The 19,655-nt window shown below is 66.7% G+C and carries 20 protein-coding genes; 9 read left to right on the top strand and 11 right to left on the bottom strand.

Going from position 1 to position 19,655, the window contains the following annotated elements:
• Positions 1-51 precede the first annotated feature (51 nt).
• Both ACQPZ2_RS38095 and ACQPZ2_RS38090 read left to right on the top strand, forming a co-directional pair.
• Positions 52-750, top strand: coding sequence for a hypothetical protein (locus tag ACQPZ2_RS38095; RefSeq protein ID WP_433522833.1), 699 nt, complete (start codon positions 52-54; stop codon positions 748-750).
• 46 nt (positions 751-796) lie between these two features.
• A complete protein-coding gene (locus tag ACQPZ2_RS38090; protein WP_433522832.1) occupies positions 797-1,678 on the top strand; it encodes an aminoglycoside phosphotransferase family protein in 882 nt (293 codons plus the stop codon).
• Positions 1,679-1,811: 133 nt separating this feature from the next.
• On the opposite strand, the gene ACQPZ2_RS38085 is transcribed toward ACQPZ2_RS38090, so the two are convergent.
• Complete coding sequence (locus ACQPZ2_RS38085; RefSeq protein ID WP_433522831.1) at positions 1,812-2,369, bottom strand: TetR/AcrR family transcriptional regulator; 558 nt, start codon at positions 2,367-2,369, stop codon at positions 1,812-1,814.
• 217 nt (positions 2,370-2,586) lie between these two features.
• Here ACQPZ2_RS38085 and ACQPZ2_RS38080 point away from each other — a divergent pair, with 217 nt between their 5' ends.
• A complete protein-coding gene (locus ACQPZ2_RS38080; protein ID WP_433522830.1) occupies positions 2,587-3,804 on the top strand; it encodes a cytochrome P450 in 1,218 nt (405 codons plus the stop codon).
• Between the two features lie 13 nt (positions 3,805-3,817).
• On the opposite strand, the gene ACQPZ2_RS38075 is transcribed toward ACQPZ2_RS38080, so the two are convergent.
• On the bottom strand, positions 3,818-4,186 hold the full coding sequence (locus tag ACQPZ2_RS38075) for a DUF5313 family protein (protein ID WP_433522829.1): 369 nt from the start codon (positions 4,184-4,186) through the stop codon (positions 3,818-3,820).
• Entirely contained in the window at positions 4,183-4,653 is a 471-nt protein-coding gene (locus tag ACQPZ2_RS38070) for a MarR family winged helix-turn-helix transcriptional regulator (RefSeq protein WP_387292284.1), read from the bottom strand. The genes ACQPZ2_RS38075 and ACQPZ2_RS38070 overlap by 4 nt, the downstream gene beginning before the upstream one ends.
• Positions 4,654-4,843: 190 nt before the next feature.
• Between ACQPZ2_RS38070 and ACQPZ2_RS38065 the strand changes: the two genes are divergently transcribed.
• A complete protein-coding gene (locus ACQPZ2_RS38065; RefSeq protein ID WP_433522828.1) occupies positions 4,844-5,869 on the top strand; it encodes a DUF418 domain-containing protein in 1,026 nt (341 codons plus the stop codon).
• Between the two features lie 35 nt (positions 5,870-5,904).
• Positions 5,905-7,482 carry a Na+/H+ antiporter gene (locus ACQPZ2_RS38060; protein ID WP_433522827.1) on the top strand — a complete coding sequence of 526 codons (1,578 nt, stop codon included), beginning with the start codon at positions 5,905-5,907 and terminating at the stop codon, positions 7,480-7,482.
• Positions 7,483-7,564: 82 nt separating this feature from the next.
• On the opposite strand, the gene ACQPZ2_RS38055 is transcribed toward ACQPZ2_RS38060, so the two are convergent.
• Positions 7,565-8,380: an NAD(P)H-binding protein gene (locus ACQPZ2_RS38055; RefSeq protein ID WP_433522826.1), complete on the bottom strand. Its 816-nt coding sequence runs from the start codon at positions 8,378-8,380 to the stop codon at positions 7,565-7,567.
• An 89-nt stretch (positions 8,381-8,469) separates the two neighbouring features.
• Between ACQPZ2_RS38055 and ACQPZ2_RS38050 the strand changes: the two genes are divergently transcribed.
• On the top strand, positions 8,470-9,378 hold the full coding sequence (locus tag ACQPZ2_RS38050; RefSeq protein ID WP_433522825.1) for an AraC family transcriptional regulator: 909 nt from the start codon (positions 8,470-8,472) through the stop codon (positions 9,376-9,378).
• Here the strand turns inward: ACQPZ2_RS38050 and ACQPZ2_RS38045 are convergent.
• A complete protein-coding gene (locus tag ACQPZ2_RS38045) occupies positions 9,327-9,518 on the bottom strand; it encodes a heavy-metal-associated domain-containing protein (protein ID WP_062990687.1) in 192 nt (63 codons plus the stop codon). The two genes, ACQPZ2_RS38050 and ACQPZ2_RS38045, sit on opposite strands and share 52 nt — an antisense overlap.
• Positions 9,519-9,661: 143 nt before the next feature.
• Between ACQPZ2_RS38045 and ACQPZ2_RS38040 the strand changes: the two genes are divergently transcribed.
• A complete protein-coding gene (locus ACQPZ2_RS38040) occupies positions 9,662-10,153 on the top strand; it encodes a hypothetical protein (protein ID WP_433522824.1) in 492 nt (163 codons plus the stop codon).
• Positions 10,154-10,164: 11 nt separating this feature from the next.
• Positions 10,165-10,323 carry a DUF6131 family protein gene (locus ACQPZ2_RS38035; protein WP_169814592.1) on the top strand — a complete coding sequence of 53 codons (159 nt, stop codon included), beginning with the start codon at positions 10,165-10,167 and terminating at the stop codon, positions 10,321-10,323.
• 51 nt (positions 10,324-10,374) lie between these two features.
• Here ACQPZ2_RS38035 and ACQPZ2_RS38030 read toward each other — a convergent pair whose 3' ends face one another.
• From ACQPZ2_RS38030 to ACQPZ2_RS38010, 5 genes are all read right to left on the bottom strand, one after another.
• Positions 10,375-11,097 carry a VIT1/CCC1 transporter family protein gene (locus ACQPZ2_RS38030; RefSeq protein ID WP_433522823.1) on the bottom strand — a complete coding sequence of 241 codons (723 nt, stop codon included), beginning with the start codon at positions 11,095-11,097 and terminating at the stop codon, positions 10,375-10,377.
• Between the two features lie 10 nt (positions 11,098-11,107).
• Complete coding sequence (locus ACQPZ2_RS38025; protein WP_433522822.1) at positions 11,108-12,700, bottom strand: GMC oxidoreductase; 1,593 nt, start codon at positions 12,698-12,700, stop codon at positions 11,108-11,110.
• 62 nt (positions 12,701-12,762) lie between these two features.
• Positions 12,763-13,335, bottom strand: a complete 573-nt coding sequence (locus ACQPZ2_RS38020; RefSeq protein WP_433522821.1) for a YdcF family protein — start codon at positions 13,333-13,335, stop codon at positions 12,763-12,765.
• Between the two features lie 70 nt (positions 13,336-13,405).
• Positions 13,406-14,110 (bottom strand): flavodoxin family protein, encoded by a 705-nt coding sequence (locus tag ACQPZ2_RS38015; protein WP_433522820.1) that lies wholly within the window; start codon positions 14,108-14,110, stop codon positions 13,406-13,408.
• A 389-nt stretch (positions 14,111-14,499) separates the two neighbouring features.
• Positions 14,500-17,385, bottom strand: a complete 2,886-nt coding sequence (locus tag ACQPZ2_RS38010; protein ID WP_433522819.1) for a BTAD domain-containing putative transcriptional regulator — start codon at positions 17,383-17,385, stop codon at positions 14,500-14,502.
• 304 nt (positions 17,386-17,689) lie between these two features.
• Here ACQPZ2_RS38010 and bla point away from each other — a divergent pair, with 304 nt between their 5' ends.
• On the top strand, positions 17,690-18,589 hold the full coding sequence (gene bla, locus ACQPZ2_RS38005; RefSeq protein ID WP_433522818.1) for a class A beta-lactamase: 900 nt from the start codon (positions 17,690-17,692) through the stop codon (positions 18,587-18,589).
• On the opposite strand, the gene ACQPZ2_RS38000 is transcribed toward bla, so the two are convergent.
• Positions 18,578-19,600 carry an AraC family transcriptional regulator gene (locus ACQPZ2_RS38000; RefSeq protein ID WP_433522817.1) on the bottom strand — a complete coding sequence of 341 codons (1,023 nt, stop codon included), beginning with the start codon at positions 19,598-19,600 and terminating at the stop codon, positions 18,578-18,580. The genes bla and ACQPZ2_RS38000 overlap by 12 nt on opposite strands.
• Positions 19,601-19,655 lie beyond the last annotated feature (55 nt).

The following is a 19,655-nucleotide window of genomic DNA, read 5'->3' as shown; positions in this document are numbered from 1 at the left end:
CCAGCAGAGCTTTTCGTGAAGGTAGTCCCTACTCGGCACGAAGGCGGTGTGATGGTGGAACCCGGCGGCGGTACGACATCGGGAAACGACAGCGGGCGCGTCCTGACCATCGCGGCCGTTATCGCCGCCGCGCTCGCGCTGGTGGTCGCGATCGCGCTGCTGCGGTCGAATCAGGATTCGAACAACGACGCACCGACGTCGGGCACGTCGAGCGCCAAAGCCAGCACCGCCCGTCCCGCGCCCCCGCTCGTGCCGCAGTCGAACCGTGCGACGACCTCCGCGGGGCAACCGGCGCGCAAGCGTGGCGACGATTGCTCGCACGAAGGGGTCGTCGCGCAATGGGATCAGCGCAACGGCCTGTGGGTCTGCGCACCGCAGGAACAGGCGCGCGAGGCGCACCGGAGCGGCGACGATTGCTCGCACGAAGGGGTCGTCGCGCAATGGGGACAGTCGCCGGATGGCCACTGGACCTGCATACCGCAAGGTCAGGGCGTCGCGGAACCGCCGCCGGTGCCGCAGAATCCGGTGCCGCAGAATCCGGTGCCGCAGAATCCGGTGCCGCAGAATCCGGTGCCGCAGAATCCGGTGCCGCAGAACCCGGCCCCGCAGAACCCGGCCCCGGAAAATCCAGTCCCGGAGAATCCGGCCCCCAACCCGGTCCCGCCGAATCCGAACCCCAACCCGGTCCCGCCGAATCCGATCATCATCCCGGGCCTGCCCCCGCTGCCGCCACTGCCCGGATTCCCGTAGCCGATCGACGACGAAAACCGTTCGACACGGCTGAGATGCTCGATTGGTGATCGTTGTCCCCGAATTCTTCGCCGATCGTCTCGTCAAGATGGAGCCTGCGGCTCGGGCTTGGTTGGATGGTCTGCCCGAACTCGCGGCTCGGTTCGCCGAGCGCTGGGAGCTTCGGTTCGAGGGCGCACCCATGTATGGCTACGGCGGCTTGGTGCTGCCCGCCGTGCGCGCGGATGGCGGTCGGGTTGTGCTCAAACTCGGCCATCTCACTCCCGAGACTCGCGACGAACCGGTCGCGTTGACCGCTTGGGCGGGCGATGGCGCGGTGCGATTGCTCGACAGCGACGCCGAGCACGGCGCGCTCCTGCTGGAACGACTCGATCCCGCCCGGTCGTTGGACTTCGAGCCCATCGACGACGCGGTTCGCATCATCTCCGTCCTGCTGCGTCGGCTCGCCATCCCCGCTCCGTCCGGAATCTCTCGCGACCTGCGTACCGAGGCCGAGCGCTTGGCCGAGGATCTGCCGAAGAACTGGCAGCGCCTCGGCGGACCCTTCCCGCGCAAGATGCTCGACGCGGCCGTCGACGTCTGCGCTCAGCTCGGTCCGAGTGCGGACCGACTGCTGGTGAACGAGGATCTGCACTACGAGAACGTCCTCGGCGGCACCCGCGAACCATGGCTGGTCATCGATCCGCAGCCCCTGGCGGGCGATCTCGAATTCACCACGCTGTCGCTGCTGTGGAACCGGCGCACCGAATCCGCCCTCGACGATCGATTCGCCGCCGTCGTCGATATCGCCGGACTCGATCCGGATCGCGCCCGCGCCTGGACGCTGGTCCGAGCCGTGCAGAACTGGCTGTGGTTCGTCGAAGACGAGGACACCGAAGACTTCGGCTGGCCCGCCGTCCAGGCCATTGCCCCGTGGGCCCTGCGCTGACGCTCCTGGCCATGCGAAAGAAACGACTCCACGCCACCCGCCCCGCAGACGCCCCATGGCGAACCCGTCGGCGCGCCAGGCCGACCGAGACCAGGCCGCCCAACTTCACCGCTCGACGCTCCGCGCGTCGTCGCTACTGGTGAATCGCGAAAGCCGGGAGGACGTAGCGTTCGACGAGAGCGCGCTCGGCGCTGGGATCGGTTGCGGGCCAGAACAATAGCGAGAGGACCACGCGGACGATCCACTGTCCGGCGAGCGGGTCACCGCTGGTTCCGGTGAGTTCCGTTGCGGCCTCGGCCAATCGGGGATTGCCCGCGAGATAGGTGTCGACCTCGTTCGGGCTGGTCGTCGTCAGGAAGGCCGTGGCGACCGGGTCGGCGCGGACCGCTGCGAGCGCGGCGAGGATCGCGTGGGTGATGCGGTCGGGGCCGGTGTGGGCGGCGACGGCGCGCCGGATGATCTCGGCGTTGCGGGCGGTGGCCTCGCTCAATACGGCATCGCGCAATGCCGACTTCCCGCCGACGTAGCGGTAGACCGTGGCGCGCGAGCATCCGGCCGCGGCGGCGACGTGATCGATATTCAATCCGGCCATGCCCTTGCGGGCGATGAGGTCTGCCGCGGCGGCGTGGATGCGTTCGATCGCGAGGTCGCGGCGGTGGCCGCCGGCGAGCCAGTCGGGGTGTCCGGTCATCGCGACCTCCCAGATACGGTTCGAAAAATTTGTCTCGAGTTAAGACATTCTAGGCGCGGATTCGCAGTGCGTCAGCAGGTCGGCGGCAGGCGCCGAGACATGGTCCGACCTGCGGATTCGGTACCGGAATCTCAGTTTTCCGAGGCTATTGACGAGGGCGGGCGGCACCGCGAAATCTGGTGTGCGGAAACCGAAACCGTGCCGGAGAGGTGAGCGAATGACCCGAGTTGAAATCGACCTGTTCGACCCCGGGGTACTCGACGATCCGTATCCGCTCTACGACCGGCTGCGCACCGAATCGCCGGTGCACCGCATCGCCGACACCGATTTCTACTTGGTCAGCCGCTGGGATCTGGTCACGGCGGCGACCACCCGCCCCGCCGACTTCTCCTCCAACCTCACCGCCGCCCTGGTGCGCCAACCCGATGGTTCGGCGGCGGTCTTCGATCTGGACGGCGGGGGACAGGCCATCCATGTGCTGGCCACCGGTGACGATCCGACCCACCAGGCGCACCGCAAACTGGTGCTGCCCGCGCTTGTCGCGAAACGCATTCGCGCACTGGAACCCACCATTACCGCTGCGGCGGACCGGCTGTGGGAGGAGGGTTTCCGTGACGGACACATCGAGTGGATGTCGGCCATGGGCGACCGATTGCCGATGACCTTGGTGGCCGAGCTGATCGGCCTGCCCGATGCGGACATTCCCCAGTTGCTGGCCTGGGGCTATACGAGTAATGAACTGCTCGACGGCGTGGTCACCACCGACCGGCTGGTTGTCGTCGTAACCGCCGCAACCGAACTCGCCGATTATCTGCGCCGCCAACTCGTCCAAGCTTGCGACCATCCGGGCGACAACCTTCTCGGTGACCTGGCAAAAGCCTGTGCCACAGGTGAACTCACCCGCGATGTCGCCGTCCTGATCCTCATCCAACTCGTCGGCGCGGGCGGCGAATCCACCGCGGGCCTCATCGGCAATGCGACCCGCATCCTCGCCACCGATCCCGCGCTCCAGACCCGTCTCCGCGCCGAACCCGACATGCTCGCCACGTTCCTCGAAGAGGTTCTGCGCCTGGAGTCTCCGTTCCGCGCCCACCACCGCCACGTCGTCCGCGACACCACTCTCGGCGACACCGATCTCCCCGCGGGTAGCCACCTCCTCCTACTGTGGTCGGCCGCCAATCGCGATCCCGCAATCTTCCCCGCGCCCAACGAAATCCGCCTCGACCGCCCGGCTCGACGTAATCACCTGGCCTTCGGCAAGGGCATCCACTTCTGCGTCGGCGCGGCCTTGGCCCGGTTGGAGGCCCGCGTTGCTCTGCAAACCCTCCTGACCCGCAGCCCGTCATTCGGCCTGGCATCGAATCCTGATGCAGTCCAATGGGTTCCGAGCATTTTCGTGCGCCGCCACCGTCGTCTGGACCTCACCGTCCACTGACAGGATGGTCTGCTCAATGCGGATGCTGCGCCGCGTAGGTCGCCCGCTCCAGCGCCCGCCGCCGCGCCCGCTCCGGATTCTGCAAATCCGCCGGGAGTCCGTGTTTCGCCAGGCGATGCGCCCGATTCATCGGCATGAAGGCCGTTGTGTAGAACAGTGCGAGCAGTAATGCCAACAGCACCATCGACCCGCGCAACCACAATTCGCCTGGGAACAAAAGGAATACGGCGAACAGCGGGGTGAACGGTACCAGCCCGCGCACGATATGACGTGGCGTCGCGTACTTGCCGGTGAGGTCGTTGCGCACCCATTCGCGCAACGGATCCGGCAGGCGCCGCCCGAAGGCGTAGCCGATCCACTGGATGGGATTGGGTCGAGTCATGCATGCACTCCTCTCGAGGTGGCAGGGTCACCCGCGCGACGCGCGGCCTCGTTGACCCGGGTCAGTACTTCGCGCAGTTCCTCCAGATCCGCCAATGTCACGCCGAGCCGCTCCACCACGGCGGGCGGAATCTGCTCGGCCTGCTTGCGCAGCGCCCGCCCGGCCGGGGTCAGATCCACCACGAGGTTGCGCTCGTCACGACTATCGCGACCTCGTGTAATCAGCCCGGCCGACTCCAGCCGCTTGAGCAGCGGCGAGAGCGTCGGCGAATCCAGCTGAATCGCCTCGGCAATCGCCTTCACCGACATCGGTGCCTCACCCCACAGCGCCAACATCACCAGATACTGCGGATGTGTGAGCCCGAGCGGCTCCAACAGTGGGCGGTACACACCGAGCACCGACCGATTGGCCACGGCCAGCGCGAAACACACCTGTCGATCCAGCCGCAACGGATCGTCGATCTCCATGGCACCTCCTAGGGTCGACATCCAACTTAGCGCATGAATAGTTAATGCACGAAGTATTAGTGCTCGATATCACCGGCATGGGCTGCGGCAGGCGAAGGATGCTTTCGCTGTGCGCGCTGGTCGTCGCCGACCCGGGCTGAGCGGCGTTGTCTTCACCGGATCTGGAGCGGGGCCTCGATAGCGTGAATCTATGGATCCCGCCGGTGCGCGCCCGCGCATCCACGAGCTCGACGCCGTGCGTGGTTTCGCGCTGTGCGGGATTCTGGTGGTGAATATCTGGCAGATCACCGATATGCGGGCGATGGTCGGGCCCGGAACTGTGGATCCGACACGGCACGTGTTGTCCGTGCTGTTCGAGGGACGGTTCTTTCCGATCTTCTCGTTCCTCTTCGGGCTCAGCTTTTCGCTGTTCCTGGATCGCGCGGCCGAGTGCAATGACCGGCCACGGCTGGTACTTGCGCGGCGGCTCGTCGCGCTCGGTGTGTTCGGTCTGATCCACCATGTTTTCCAGCCGGGTGAGGCGTTGCTGCCGTATGCGATCGTCGGGTTGGTGGTTTTGCTGCCCGCCGCACGGCTACCGCGCTATGGGATATTGCTCGGCGGGTTGGTCGCGACGATCGGTGTTCCGGTCACGATCGGCGGCGGGCTCGGCCTGGTGCCCGGTCTGTTCCTGCTCGGTCTGGCCGCCGACCGCTTCGGCCTCGCGGATAACCTGCGCTATCGCGGTTGGGGGATCGCGGTGGTATTCGTGCTGGCCGTACCCGCTGCGGCGGCCGCCGGGGTGTGGGAGTACCGCACGCCGTATAGCGCGCTGTGGACCGGCAGTGTGGCTCCGGTCGCCGGACTGCTCGGCGCGCTCGCCTATCTCACCGGATTCCTGCTATTCCTGCGCACCGAGACCGGTGAGGTCTTCGCGGAGGTGCTCGAGCCGATGGGGCGGATGGCGCTGACCAATTACGTCTCGGCAACCGGACTTGTCCTGGCCGCTGATCCATGGCTCGGCCTATCCGATTCCAATCGCTACGGCGCACTGCTCGGCTCGGCCGCCGCAATTATCGCGGTGCAGGCACTGTGGAGTTGCTACTGGTTGCGCTGGTTCCGCTACGGCCCGATGGAATGGGTGTGGCGGTGTGTGACCTGGTGGCAGCTGGTGCCCAACCGTTTGACGCGACAGGAACGCCGGAAACTCACAGTGCCGTATGGGCGCGGTCGCTAGGGAAATCTCAGCAACTCACCGCAGACTGGGGCGTCATGGACCAGTTGGTGCTGATGTTCGTCTTGCTATTCGCCACGATCCTGGCCGAACCGCTCGCGCGGCGACTCGGTATCGCATCGGCGGTCCTGATGACGGTATTCGGATGTGTGCTCGCGCTGATACCCGTGGTTCCTCGAGTCGATGTGCCGCCCGCCCTGATTTTGCCGCTGGTGCTGCCGCCGCTGTTGTACGCGGCAGCACGGCGGACCTCATGGCGGCAGTTCGCGGAGAATTGGGGTCCGATCGCATTGCGCGCGGTCGGGTTGGTGTTCGCGACGGCCGCCGCGGTGACGGCGGTCTTCCACGCCTGGTATCCGGCGCTGCCATTGGCGGCTTGCCTGGCGCTCGGTGCTGTTGTCGCCCCGCCCGATCCGGTGGCCGCGACGGCCATGGCGGGCAAGCTGGGCCTGCCGCGCCGCCTCGTGGTGACGCTCGGTGGGGAGGGGCTGTTCAACGATGTGACCGCGATCGTCATCTACAGCGTCGCGGTACAGGCCGTGCTCACCGGCAAGTTCTCGGCATGGCACGCGGCCGGTGAGTTCGTGATCTCGGCGGCGGTCGCGATCGTGGTCGGGATGGCGCTCGGCTATGCGGGCAGCAAGTTGACCAGCAAGCTGGCGGAGGCATCCTGGCAGGTGGCGCTGAGCCTGCTGTTGCCGTTCGCCGCTTACGGTGTGGCCGAGGCGTTTTCGGGGTCGGCGGTGCTGGCGGTACTGGTGTGCGCGCTGTATCTGACCGATGCGGGTACCGATTTCGGCGATCGCGATTACCGCCTGGTCGGCGATGCGTTCTGGGAGATCACCGAAATGCTGATCAGCGGTTTCGCTTTCGGATTGATCGGCCTGGAACTCGGAGTCGTACTCGACGATACGGGCGACGGCTGGCCGCGACTGCTCGGCGTCGCGAGCGTCGTTGTCGCGGTGGTGGTGGGACTGCGGCTGGTGTGGCTGTTGACCACCCTTTCCCTGCGCAGGTGGTGGTGGCGCGACGAGGACGCCGACGAGCCCTACACCTGGAAGGAAACGGTCGTCACCTGGTGGGCGGGCATGCGCGGCGTCGCGACCATCGCACTGGCACTGGCCATTCCGCTGCTCACCGATGCCGGCGAACCGTTTCCGGGCCGCACCCAGATCCTCTTCACGGCCTTCGCCGTCGTCCTGTTCACCCTGCTGCTACAGGGCCCTACGTTGCCACTTATCGTGCGGCTCACCGGTGTTCAGGCCGACTCCCAGAAGGAACGGCTGCTCGAACGAAGCCTTTGGGAGCGTGTCGTCCGCGCGGAACTCGACTGCCTCAAGCAGATCGCCGAAACCGAAGGCCTCCCCGACGAAGTCTACGAACGCCTGCGCAACCAACTCCGCCAACGCCTGGCCCGAGCCGATCCTGAGGCCGCCGACGAGGACGCCAAGGCGCACGCGGCCCGAGATCTGAATCTGGTGATGAAGATTCGCGATATCCAAGGCGATGTCCTGGAAGCGGGCCGCCGCGAAGCTCTGGCCGCCCGCCGCGAACCCGGCATGCCTCCGGACCTGGTCGACCGGGTAACTCGACGCCTCGATCTCGGGCGGCGTTAGTCCGGTTGGGTGGACGGGAGGCGTCGATCTCGGGCGGCGTTAGTCCGGTCGGGTGGACCGGAGGCCTCGGCCTCGGGCGGCGTTAGTCCGGTCGGGCGGACCAGACGCGTTCGACGTACTCGGCGAAATCGGTGGCAGGTCGGCCCAGTACCGCATGCACGCCGTCCGACGGTTCGGCGATGCGCCCAGTGCGCATCAGCTCGAACATCGCGTTCAGCGCTGTCGCGACCTCCTCGGGAAGACCATGGGCGAGCAGTTCGGTGCGGTAGGCGTCGGGTGTCAAAGTCTCGTATTCGATGGGGCGCCCTGCCGCCGTGGCGATTTCCGAGACGGCCTGCGCGAATGTCAGCGCACGCGGCCCCGACAACTCGTAGACCCGCCCCGCATGGCCGTCCCGAGTGAGCACCGCCGCGGCTACCGCGGCCACATCCTCGACATCCACGAACGGCTCACCGACCTCGTTCATCGGCAGGCCGAGCCGACCGGCGGACAGCGGCTCGAACCACAGGTCTTCGTCGAAATTCTGAGCGAAGTTATTGGCGCGCAATACGGTCCATTCGGCACCGCTGGCCCGCACCGCCGCTTCCGCGGCGCGCATGCCCTCCCCGAACTCCTCGTTGACGTGCTCGATTCCGCGCCCCGACAACACGACGAAGCGCCGTACACCGCTCGAAACCGCCTCTGCGACAAAGGCGGCAACCGGATCCGGATCATCGGGTGCGATCAGATAGACCGCCTCCGCGGCGTCCAGCGCACCCGCCCAGGTGGCGGGTTCGGACCAGTCGAAACGCACCTCGCCGGAACGCGATGCCGCGCGGACCTTTTCGCCCGCCGCACGTAAGCGGGCGACAAGCCGTCGCCCGGTCTTGCCGGTACTGCCGAGAACCAGAATCGTCATGATTCGAGTCAACCGGGCGCCGCGGCGGACGACCATGGACGAGCGTCCGCCGTCCATGTCCGATCATCCGCGGTGGATATCGTTGGGATGTGGACCCGTTCGACGATCTGCTGCGCGGTGTGCGCGCGACCGGCGCGATATTCGGTACATCGGTGCTGACCGCGCCGTTCGCGGTGCGCTTCACCGACGCCGCCGCGCTGACCCTGCTCGCGCCGCTGCGTGGCGAGGGCTGGTTGGTGGTCGACGGCGCGGCGCACCATATCGGGGTGGGGGAGACCGCCATCGTGCGCGGTCCGGAGCCGTTCGTGTTCACCGATGACCCGGCGGGCACCGGCAATCCGGTCGACGTGTGCTGCACCGCGCTCGAGGAGCCGGTCGGCGACACCGTCCTGCTCGCGGGCACCTATCAACTCAGCGGCGCGGTACCCGATCGGCTGCTGCGCGTGCTGTCGCGGGTGGCCGTCGTGAGCGATGACCACGATTGCGGTCCGATGCGCGACTACCTGGAGGTGCAGCTGTCCGGGCCGCGCCCTGGACGTCAGGTGGTACTGGACCGACTACTGGACTGGCTACTGGTATGCACCTTGCGCGACTGGTTCGGCCGGGAATCCCCGCCCTGGTACCGGGCCGCGAGCGATGACGTGGTCGGTCCGGTATTGCGGGCGATGCACGAAACACCGGGCGCACCATGGACACTCACCACGCTGGCCGCCGTCGCCGGAGTCTCGCGCACCACGCTCGCCAAGCGGTTCGCCGAACTGGTCGGCGAACCGCCGCTGGCCTATCTGACGGATTGGCGGATGACGATCGCCGCGGACCTGCTGACCGAACCCGGCGCCACCGTGAGTGCGGTGGCCCGCCGGGTCGGCTACGCGGATGCCTTCGGATTCAGCACGGCATTCAAACGCGTGCGCGGGGCGAGCCCGAGCGAATACACCAGGTCCGCCTACTTCGCGCCGACGCCCGCGGAGCGGATCGCGTCGAGCACTTCACCGTAGGAAAGGGTGGAATTCACGGTGATGGTTTCCGAGGTGCGGTCGACGTCGACCGATTGCACGCCGCCGAGGTTGTAGAGCGCGCGTTCGGCGACCACAGCGCGTTCGTCTGAGTAATCGGTCATATCGAAGGTATAGGTCATCACGACCTCCTTGTAGGTGGCTGTCCTTCGATCCGGCAGATAACCGAATCGGCAGTTTCCAAACGCCGCGCCGGTCGGGTGTTTGACTACGGAATTACCGGGCATAGCCAGAAAGTAATGTCAACCAGCGCAACGGGATTGTCATGATCATTCTCATCGGCCTCGTCGTTCTCATCGGCGCGGTAATTATCGGCGTTGCCGGAGTGGCGGCCAATACGGGCGAAGTTCGTACGTCATCCAGCGATTTCGGGGTATTCGACTATCACTTCACCGCTTCCGCGGGGGAACTTTTCCTCTACGGGATCGCGATCGGAGCGATCGGGATGCTCGGCCTGAGCCTGCTACTCGCGGGCGTCTGGCGTAGTTCCCGCCGCAACAGCGCCACACGGCGCGATCTGCGGCAGTCGCGCCGGGAGTTGGCGGCCCAGGAAAAGGCCAAGGCAAAGGACGCCGGGCAGCGTCGAAGCACGCCACCGGCGGCGGCACCGCCGCCTGCCGCGACCAAACCCGCCGCGCAGGTCACCCCGCCGCAGGGCGGTAAGCAGGTGTGGAGCTGGAATCGGTTCATGCGCCAGCCCGGCGGGTCGGCACCGGTCGAAACATCCGGCCGCGCAACGGTCAAGACGACCAAGTAAAGGAAAGAACGATGATCATCCTCGGCTTGATACTCCTCATTGTCGGGTATCTACTCGGCATCGGTCTGCTCACCACGGCCGGAATCATATTGCTGATCATCGGTGCGGTACTGGCCCTCGCCGGGTCGGTGGGGCGGCACCCGGTCGGCGGTCGGCGGCACTACTACTGACGCCGGTGCGCTGAATACAGAATGGGCCGAGGGGTTTCCTTCGGCCCGTTCTCATACCCCGGCGACACCCGCCAATTGACCGATGCCATAGGTGACCGCCATCGCCAGCGCGCCACCGACCACCACTCGCACCACCGCGCGCCCGCGATTGCTGCCGCCGAGCCGCGCACTGACCGACCCGGTGATCGCCAGCGCGATCAGCACCGCCGCGAATGTGACCGGAATGCGCGCGGTGGTCGGCGGCAGGATGATCGCCAACAGCGGCAGCAGCGCACCCACGGTGAACGCGACCGCCGAGGAGGCGGCCGCGGTCCACGGATTGGTCAACTCGCGCGGATTCAGACCGAGTTCGGCCTCGGCGTGGGCCAGGAAGGCGTCGTGCGCGGTCAGCTCCTCGGCCACCTTGCGCGCCGTCTCCGCTGTCAGCCCCTTCGACTGATAGATATCGGCCAGTTCGGCCAGCTCGAAGTCCGGTTCTTCCTTGAGTTCCGTGCGTTCCTTGGCCAGTAGCGCCCGTTCGGAATCCCGCTGTGCGCTGACCGAAACGTATTCGCCGACAGCCATGGAGATCGCACCCGCGGAGAGTCCGGCGATGCCCGCGGTGAAAATGGCCGCGGCGCTGGTCGTCGCCGCGGCGACACCGACAACCAGACCCGCGGTCGAAACAATGCCGTCGTTCGCCCCGAGTACGCCCGCCCGCAACCAGTTCAGCCGAGAGGCCAGACCCTCGCGATGCGGTTCATGTGGGTGCGGCGAACCGGGCGTCTTGTCCATAAGCCGCAGACTATGCGAAAGTCCGCAAAGTATCAGCTAGCCGAACCGCCAGCGCAACGATCGTCAGGGTCGGATTCGCATGGCCGGTGGTCGGGAAAACCGAACTGCCCGCGACATAGAGATTGGCCATTCCGTGCACCCGGCAGTCGGTGCCGACCACGCCGTCGCGCGGGTCCGCGGACATCCGGGTGGTCCCGGTCGGATGTGCCCAATCGGTGAGCACCAGCGGCAACTCGCTGTCCATCCGCGCCCAGTCGTACAGCGTTGGGGCCGGGAATCCCAGTCGCGCGAACTCCTCGACCGCCAAGGCCGCCGCCCGGCGCACGGTTGTGTCTTCCTGCGGATTCACCCGCCAATCGATCCGGGACAGCGGTACACCGAGCCGATCGGTGCGGTCGGTCAGCGTGACGCGGCTGTCCGGGTTCGGCAGCTGTTCGACCATGCAGCGCAATTCGATTCGATCGAGTTTGTGCGGCAGTCCGGCGTGTTTGATGAGCCTGGCCCGCGCGCCCGCGAGCAGTAATCCGGCGTGGCTCATCGCGACTCGCGCATCGTGCCGATCGCCGCGTCCGCGCAGCAACTGCTTCACCGACTCCCATGGATCGTCCTCCGCGGTCACCTCCTGTAGCCACAGTGCGCAGTTGAGCAGGCCCTCGGCCTCCTGGATCTTCGGCGAGAGCGCGACGCCGTGCAGGAAGGTGTGCTTACCGTGCGGCGTCTTCACCACGTACTTGCCGAAGCGCTCCAGCGCGCTGTCCGCCACGGCCGGATCCAATGCGCCGACCGCGCCGCAGCGGTGATCCATCAGATACCGGCCGACCATGTCGTGCCGGTTGCCGATGCCACCGGGCACGCTTCGCCGGGATGCCAACAGCAGCCGCGGATTTCCGATGCCGCCGGTGGCCAGGACGAACGCGGATGCGCGCACTGACCGCGGCTGCGGATCCGCTCCGGCGACCTGTACCGAAACCACCCGGGTGCTTTCGGGATCGGTGTCGATATGGGTGACCGTCGCATCGATGAGCACCCGGATATTCGGTGCGACAAGATCTTTCACGTGCGCACCGAAGCGCTTGCAGTCGAATGGGTCCACCGGATCACGGCTGATCTGCCAGAAGTACGGACGCAAGCGCGTCGGATCGAGGGCATCCGTGGGTTGGGGCCGACCGGCCAACTGCCAGAACGCGTCATCGGTGAAGCCACTGCCGTAGCCGATGCCGATATGTTCGGCCGCGCGCGCCAGATACGGCTCGAGGCCGACCGCGCCGATCGGCCAGCCCGAGCCGGAAACCCAGGGGCGGCAATTGAAATCGAGATCGTCGAGCAGACCGCAGCGACCGCTCCAGGTATGGGACGCACCGCCGAGGATCCGGTCGCCCGCGACTCGATCCGACTGCGCCCGGCGCGCGCCCACATTCTCGATATCGGCTAGTGCGTCGACCTCTTCGGTCGCGGTCAGCCCGCCGCTTTCCAGCACCAGGATGCGTAGTGGTGTTCCGGCCAGCTCGGTCGCGATGGTCAGTCCGGCGGGCCCGGATCCGATAATGACGATATCGGCGCTCAGCTCGTCGTCACCGACCGTGCGCAGCTCATCGATTCGCAACGGCGGTCCTCTCCCAACAACCGCATCCAGCCTATGGGACCCGACATCGCTGCGTTCGCGGTTCAACAACCTCGGTTGAAGAATGCCCGCACGTAGCCCGCGGACTGCCGGATGTACATCCAGGTCCAGAACTTCAGGCCGCTGTCGCTCGGGCTGGCCACCATGGTCAACTCGCCGTGGAAGCATTTGCCGACGATGTACCTGGCCCGCGACACATGCGGGGTATAGGTCACCACGATGATGTGGTGCCAGCCGTAAAGGCTTGCCCGCCGGGCGATCTCGCGCGCCTCACCGTCGGTCGTCCACGGATCGGGTACGAAACAGCTGACGGTGAACTCGAATCGGGGCGCGCAATACCGGTCCATCACCGAATCGTCTTCGCCGGTCGATCGGGAGATCAGCAGTTGCGGTGCGTATCCGCGTTCGGCGAGATCGAGGCCGACATCGAAACGCTCATATGCGGTGCCGCCCAACACCACGATCGCATCGGCACGGCGCAACGGATCGGTCTGCGGATGCACATACACCGGCAGTCCCGCCACACCGAGGACCGCGACCAGGGCGAGCAGTGCACCGAGAAATAAACCAGCTCGTCGTAGGCCGGGCACCGTTCCGACGATACCCGTGTCTGACATCGGCGCAGTTCACACCCGAATCCCGGTGTGGCACAGCATGTCCGGCGACCATGCCCGAATCTGCTGAGCCCTAACGATAGTCGGGGTTCTCGAAATCGAATCGGCAGCCCGCATCCCATTCGGAGCGCTGATTGCCGTGGGCGGGGATGCCGCTGTTGTCCTTCAACATCCGGGCCAGGTGGAGCAGATTCCAGGTCATGAAGGTCGTATTGCGGTTGGTGAAATCGTTTTCCGGTCCGCCGGAGCCCGGATCCAAATACGACGGTCCGGGGCCTGCCTCGCCGATCCAACCGGCGTCGGCCTGCGGCGGAACCGTGTAGCCGAGGTGCTGGAGGCTGTAGAGGATATTCATCGCGCAGTGTTTGACGCCGTCCTCGTTGCCGGTGATCAGACAGCCGCCGACCCGGCCGTAATAGGCGTACTGGCCGCGCTCGTTGAGGATCGACGAATTGCCGTACAGTCGCTCGATCACCCGTTTCGTGACCGAACTGTTGTCGCCGAGCCAGATCGGCCCGGCCAGCACCAGGATGTCGGCGTCCATCACCTGCCGCTGCAGCGCAGGCCATGCATCCGTGGCCCAGCCGTGTTCGGTCATATCCGGCCAGACGCCGGTCGCGATGTCGTGATCTACGGCTCGGATATGCGAAACCTGGACGCCGTTCTTCGCCATGATGTGGGCACTGACATCGATCAGGCCCTGCGTATTGCTCGGCTCGGGGGAGCGCTTGAGCGTGCAGTTGATGAACAGCGCCCGGAGGTCGTCGAAGGTTGTCATCTCCGAAGTGTGTGCTGGTCCGGGGGGCGCGACAAGGAGTACGCCCGGCATGTCACGGACTCGTCAGAGCTCGCGATTGCGACTCGACGTGCTTTCAGATTGCCGATGGACCGGGCGCACCGGCAACCGGTGCTGCCGGGGCGACCACGGCGTGCGCGGACTGCGTGGACCGGACCCGGCGGGCCCGCAGCCGCTGTCGATGCGACGCCCGCGATCGGGTGAACCTGTCGATCGGAAACCGCGGTCGGACATGTCGATACGCCTTGCGTACCCCTCGCACACAAGTCGATATATAGCGCGCCCGCACGGTGACATCACGACGGCAATCGCATCGACCCAGAGAATTCCAGGCAACCATCAGCGTCCGATAAACGTTGAATAAACGCCGCCTAATCCGCGACGTCAGCGGTCGGCGCGGCACTGAAGAGCCGGTCGATGGTGGGCGGCGCCAGCCCCGCGCGCCGGAAGATCTCGGCGGCCTCGCCGAACTCCGCCGCGGCCGGACCGGTGCGTCCCTGTGCCGCCAACGCGCTCGCGTGCAGAGCCAGGGCACGCGCCCGATCGATCGGATCGGCGGCCTTGGTGAGCAGCCGAACCGCCTCTGCGGCTTGGCTTTCCGCATCCGCGACATTGCCGGCGCGCAGCTGGATCTGCGCCAATCTGGTTCGCGCCCAACCCTCCCAGAGTCGCACACCATTGCGCTGCGCGATCCGCACGGCATCGCGGCCGAGTTCGAGTGCGCGCTCGTGCTCTTCGCGCATCGACAGTGTGGCGGCCAATTCGTGGGTGGCCCAACCGAGTGCGACCGGATTCGACGACGCCTGCGCCAGCGCGATGGCCCGATCCGCGATGTCGATCGCTTCGTCGTATCGTCCTGCCTCGCAATAGGTTCGGGTGACCAAGGCCAGACACCACGCCTGCATCGACCGGTCACCGAGTTCACGGGCGAAGCGCATCGCATTCTCGAAATGCCGACGCGATGTTTCGACATCGCCGAGCCGCCGATCGGCAATGCCGAGCAGTACCTCCGAAAGCACCGCGATCCGGCGATCGGCGTCGTCGGTGGGTGGCCCGGCCGCCGCGTCGAGATATTTCAGACTCGCCTCGACTTCGCCGAGCCCGACCTGCAGCAGCGCGCCGAGCGCGACCCGGATGCGACGTTCGCTCGCGTGCGACTCGCGAATCGCGGTGTCCAGCAAGGCTGTCAGCGCTTCGGACAGTTCCCTGGCGCGGGTGCCCGCGTCCATCAGTTCGGCCATTACCCAGGCCAGATCCGCCGCCACCTGCAGTGCGCGGCCACCGACCCTGGCGGCCTGCCGGTGCAGCGCGATCACCACCGGTCGCTCGACGTCGTTCCAGACCTGTCCCTCGGCGCCGCTGGTGAACTGCCGCCCGGGCACCGTGGTCGGGATCAGCAAGCGCGTGATGTTGCTGTAGTCGATGGCGCTCAACAGGTTCTTCGCACCCGCGAGGTAGTAGTCCAGCAGCCGGCCCAGCACCGCCGACTCGTCCTCGTCGGCGACGCTCTGGGCGAAAAGACGCAGCAGATCGTGGAATCGGTAGCGGCCGGGCACCGTCGTCTCGAGCAGGCTCAGGTCGACCAGCGATTCGCATATCCGTTCGGCCTCGGACTCCGCGATGCCGAGCACCGCGGCCACGCCGTCGACCGGCAGATCCGGGAAGTCGACGAGCGCGAGTGTGCGAAAAGCCTTGGCCTGCTGCTCGTTCAGCTGCCCGTAGCCGAGCCGGAACGCCGCCTCGACGCCGAGTTCACCGGTCTCGAGCACCGCGAGCCGACCCTTCTCGTCGGCCAGTCGCGCCGCGAACGATCCGATCGTCCACTGCGGCCGGACCGCAAGTCGCGCGCCGACAATGCGCACCGCCAGCGGCAGGCAGCCGCACAGCGCGACGACCTGCCGTGCCGCGCCTTCCTCGGCCGCAACGCGTTCCGGGTCGAGGATGCGGATCAGCAATGCCATGGCTTCGTCGCGCTCCAGTACATCGAGGCGAGTCCGGCGCACGGCGGGCATCTCGGTGAGCGCCGAACGACTGGTGATCAGCACGGCCGTGCCGGGTGTTCCGGCGAGTAGCGGCGTCAATTGCGCACTGCCACGGGCATTGTCGAGGACGATCAGCATGCGCTTGCCGGAGAGGCGGGTACGCAGTTCGGCCGCGCGATCGTCGACGGCGCCCGGAATCTCGCCCTCCGCGATGCCGAGCGCACGCAGGAATCCGCCGAGCGCGTCACCGGGTGAGGTCGGCACCGGATCGACGCCGCGCAGGTTCACATACAGCTGTCCGTCCGGGAAGCGATCGCGCACGTGATGGGCCACATGCAGGGCCAATGTGGTCTTGCCGACACCGCCCATGCCGCCGACCGCGGAGATGGCGACCGCGCTGCCGCCGCCGGTCAACTGCTCGGCAATGTGCTCGACCAGTTGCTCGCGGCCGGTGAAATCGGCGATGTCCGGCGGCAGTTGCGCGGGCACGAACGGCTCCGGACCGTAGCCGTTCGATCGCGGTGCCGGCATTTCGGCGCGCAGGATGCGTTCGTGCATCGCGGTCAGCTCCGGACCGGGTTCGACACCGATTCCCTCCACCAGATCGCGGCGCGCCCGTGCGAACACCTCGAGCGCTTCGGCTTGGCGGCCGCAGTGATACAGCGCGGCCATGAGCAGCGCGCGGAACCGTTCGCGCAACGGATGCTCATCGATCAGCGGACCCAATTCGGCGACCGCGTCGGTGGCGCGGCCGACCTCGATATCGAGGGCGAGCCGGTCTTCGAGAATCGCCAAGTGCCACTGCTCGAGCCGGGTACGGTGCCGCTCGGCGAAAGGTCCGGCCAATCCGCTCAGCGCAGGACCACGCCAGCGGCCGAGTGCGTCGATCAACGCTTCGCGTGCCGCGTCCGGCGTTTCGCCGCGCACCCGTCCGGCCATGGCCACCAGGGCCTCGACCTCCTCGATATCGGTCGATCCCGGCGGTATTCGCAATGCGTAACCGTCACCGACCGAGACCAGCACCGTCGAGGGCGCGCGCGAAATCCGCTCCGGCTCCAGTACCCGGCGCAATTGCGCGACATGGGTGCGCAGCGCGGCAATGGCGCGCGGCACCGGATCCTCGCCCCAGATCCCCTCCACCAATTCCGCTGCGGTGACCGACTTTCCGGCGCGCAGCAATAGCGCGGCCAGTACCGCGCGACGTTGCGGAGGTCCCAATTCGAGCGGCGTCTCCCCACGCCACCCGCAGACCTCACCCAATACTGAAAACTGCACTGACCCGACCTCCCGGACCAGGGAGCTTACGCGCGCATCCGGCGAACGGCTCGTTCATTCCTTGACTATCTGGCGTTCATCGATCCCTGCTAGAGCGGTTGCAGCTCTGCTGCGGCGGATCGGGTGGCCGGACGTGCGAGGGTTCTCACAGATCCGGCCGAACAATCCTCGGCATTACGCCGTGATCCTCGGTGCATCCGAGCCCGCGTTCGGGGCGCTAGGCTGCGACGATATCGATTCCGATATCGGCTTTCGGTCACGTCGGTCTTGGACAGGCCGATCGACACTGTGCTGTCGTGTCGCCATGACGAAGATCGATAGACGTGGGGCTCGCATGGGGCTCGTCCTGGTGACGACGGTGCTGCTCGGTGCGTGCGGGAGCGAGTCGAAAGATCCGGCCCCGGCGCCGACTTCGGTGGGCCAGTTGGCCGATATCGAGCAGCAGCATCAGGCAAGGCTCGGGGTCTTCGCCGTCGATACCGGTTCGGGGAGGACCGTCGGTTTCCGCCAGGACGAGCGGTTCGCGATGATGTCGACATTCAAGACGCTCGCATGTGCCGCGCTTTTGCACGAACACCCGCTTGCCACAGGGTATTTCGATCAGATCATCCATTTCACCGAGGCGGATGCGGCGGCCGCGGGCGGTTCGGCGGTGACCGGCGCCCGGATCGACAGCGGTATGTCGGTGTCGGAACTGTGCGATGCGGCGATTACCCGCAGCGACAATGCCGCGGGCAATGAGCTGCTGAAACTGCTCGGCGGCCCGCAGGCGCTGACGCGGTTCCTGCGGTCCATCGGCGATCAGGTCTCCCGACTGGACCGCACGGAGCCCACGCTCAATACCGCCATTCCCGGCGACGAGCGTGACACCACCACACCCGCCGCGATCGCGGCCGACTACCGGGCACTGACAGTCGGCGACGCGCTCGCCGCACCTGAGCGCGAGCAGTTGACAGCCTGGCTGATCGCCACCACCACCGGCGGTGCTCGCATTCGCGCCGGACTGCCCAATGATTGGAAGACCGGCGACAAGACCGGAACCGGCGACTACGGTTCGGCCAACGATGTCGCCGTCACCTGGCCCGTCGGAGGCGCCGCACCGATCGTGATCGCGGTGCTGACCACCCATTCCAGCCCAGACGCCCAGACGGACAATGCATTGGTCGCGGAGGCGACCAAGGAGGCGGTCGGTCTACTGCGGTAGCCGGTGCTGCGCGCCCTCGCGCCGAACCGCGGTAGGCGTTGTGCCCCACCATCTTCGGCAGCATCGGGTGAAGGTGGCCTGTTCGGACAGTCCGATCAGCGAGGCCACCTGACTCATCGGCATATCGGTGGTGGTCAGGTAGCGGCGGGCTTCGTCGCGGCGGACCGTATCGAGGATGGTGGCGAAGGAGGTGTCCTCGGCTGCCAGGCGACGTTGCAGTGTGCGCGGGTGGATCGTCAAAAGTCTTGCCACGGCGGTGATTTCCGGCGGGGTGGTACCCAGTAGCTGTTGTACGGCGGCGCGGACCTTCGGTGCGATGGCGGCACCGGCGCCGCCGGACTGTTCGGCCAGGAATGCCATGGCCAAGCGGTGCAGATTCTCGTCGCCGCCGCTCAGCGGCCGGGTCGCCAGGCTGATCGGCACTCGCAATGCCGCCGCGGGACGCTCGACTCGCACGGGCGCGCCGAAGAACTCCTCATAGATACGGATCGGCGCGGCGGGCCGGTACGGCAGTTCGACCGAGCGCAGCCCGTAGCGCACGTCCACCAGCCGTTGAAATGTGCGGTGCACGAAGGCGAGTCCGAGGTCGGTACCTTGGACCGGTGTCGGTCCGCCGGGCTGGACGCCATAGCGCAAGGCGGTCACGCCACGGTCGCCGTACGGGTCGGGTTCGATCGTCAGACTGAGCGACCGCGCGTGCAGGAACAGATAGCGCGAACAGCATTCGAGGGCGTCGGCGAGCGTCGGCGAATTGCGGATGGCCAGGGCCAGCGGGCCGAGCATATCCAGATCCTGCCGATGCGAAATGCGCAGTCCGAGGTCGGGGCAGTCGAGCCGCTGCGCGGCCAGCTCCAGCGCCGCGGCGACCGCCTGATCCGGTACCAGCAGATCGTCGGCATCCAGCGCGGCGATCGGCAGTCCGACGGCGGTGGCGAACTCCTCGGCGTTCCCGCCCAGCTCGGCCACCGTCGCGCGAAATCCGCGCAACCCCGCGGACCGAATCACCGACATGTCGCCTAGAATCAAATACTTGTCGCTCAAAGTCAAGAATCTGGTCCGCTGGCCT

Source organism: Nocardia pseudovaccinii (assembly GCF_050942345.1).
In the GTDB taxonomy this organism is placed as follows: Bacteria; Actinomycetota; Actinomycetes; order Mycobacteriales; family Mycobacteriaceae; genus Nocardia; species Nocardia pseudovaccinii.
Note: the sequence above shows the minus strand (reverse complement) of the source record. Positions and strands in the feature narration are given on the sequence as shown.

Coding starts and splice junctions, on each gene's coding strand:
- ACQPZ2_RS38095 (WP_433522833.1), top strand. CDS start 52: ATGGTGGAACCCGGCGGCGGTACGACATCGGGAAACGACAGCGGGCGC.
- ACQPZ2_RS38085 (WP_433522831.1), bottom strand. CDS start 2,369: ATGACCGGACACCCCGACTGGCTCGCCGGCGGCCACCGCCGCGACCTC.
- ACQPZ2_RS38080 (WP_433522830.1), top strand. CDS start 2,587: ATGACCCGAGTTGAAATCGACCTGTTCGACCCCGGGGTACTCGACGAT.
- ACQPZ2_RS38075 (WP_433522829.1), bottom strand. CDS start 4,186: ATGACTCGACCCAATCCCATCCAGTGGATCGGCTACGCCTTCGGGCGG.
- ACQPZ2_RS38070 (WP_387292284.1), bottom strand. CDS start 4,653: ATGGAGATCGACGATCCGTTGCGGCTGGATCGACAGGTGTGTTTCGCG.
- ACQPZ2_RS38065 (WP_433522828.1), top strand. CDS start 4,844: ATGGATCCCGCCGGTGCGCGCCCGCGCATCCACGAGCTCGACGCCGTG.
- ACQPZ2_RS38060 (WP_433522827.1), top strand. CDS start 5,905: ATGGACCAGTTGGTGCTGATGTTCGTCTTGCTATTCGCCACGATCCTG.
- ACQPZ2_RS38055 (WP_433522826.1), bottom strand. CDS start 8,380: ATGACGATTCTGGTTCTCGGCAGTACCGGCAAGACCGGGCGACGGCTT.
- ACQPZ2_RS38045 (WP_062990687.1), bottom strand. CDS start 9,518: ATGACCTATACCTTCGATATGACCGATTACTCAGACGAACGCGCTGTG.
- ACQPZ2_RS38040 (WP_433522824.1), top strand. CDS start 9,662: ATGATCATTCTCATCGGCCTCGTCGTTCTCATCGGCGCGGTAATTATC.
- ACQPZ2_RS38035 (WP_169814592.1), top strand. CDS start 10,165: ATGATCATCCTCGGCTTGATACTCCTCATTGTCGGGTATCTACTCGGC.
- ACQPZ2_RS38030 (WP_433522823.1), bottom strand. CDS start 11,097: ATGGACAAGACGCCCGGTTCGCCGCACCCACATGAACCGCATCGCGAG.
- ACQPZ2_RS38020 (WP_433522821.1), bottom strand. CDS start 13,335: ATGTCAGACACGGGTATCGTCGGAACGGTGCCCGGCCTACGACGAGCT.
- ACQPZ2_RS38015 (WP_433522820.1), bottom strand. CDS start 14,110: ATGACAACCTTCGACGACCTCCGGGCGCTGTTCATCAACTGCACGCTC.
- bla (WP_433522818.1), top strand. CDS start 17,690: ATGACGAAGATCGATAGACGTGGGGCTCGCATGGGGCTCGTCCTGGTG.
- ACQPZ2_RS38000 (WP_433522817.1), bottom strand. CDS start 19,600: ATGTCGGTGATTCGGTCCGCGGGGTTGCGCGGATTTCGCGCGACGGTG.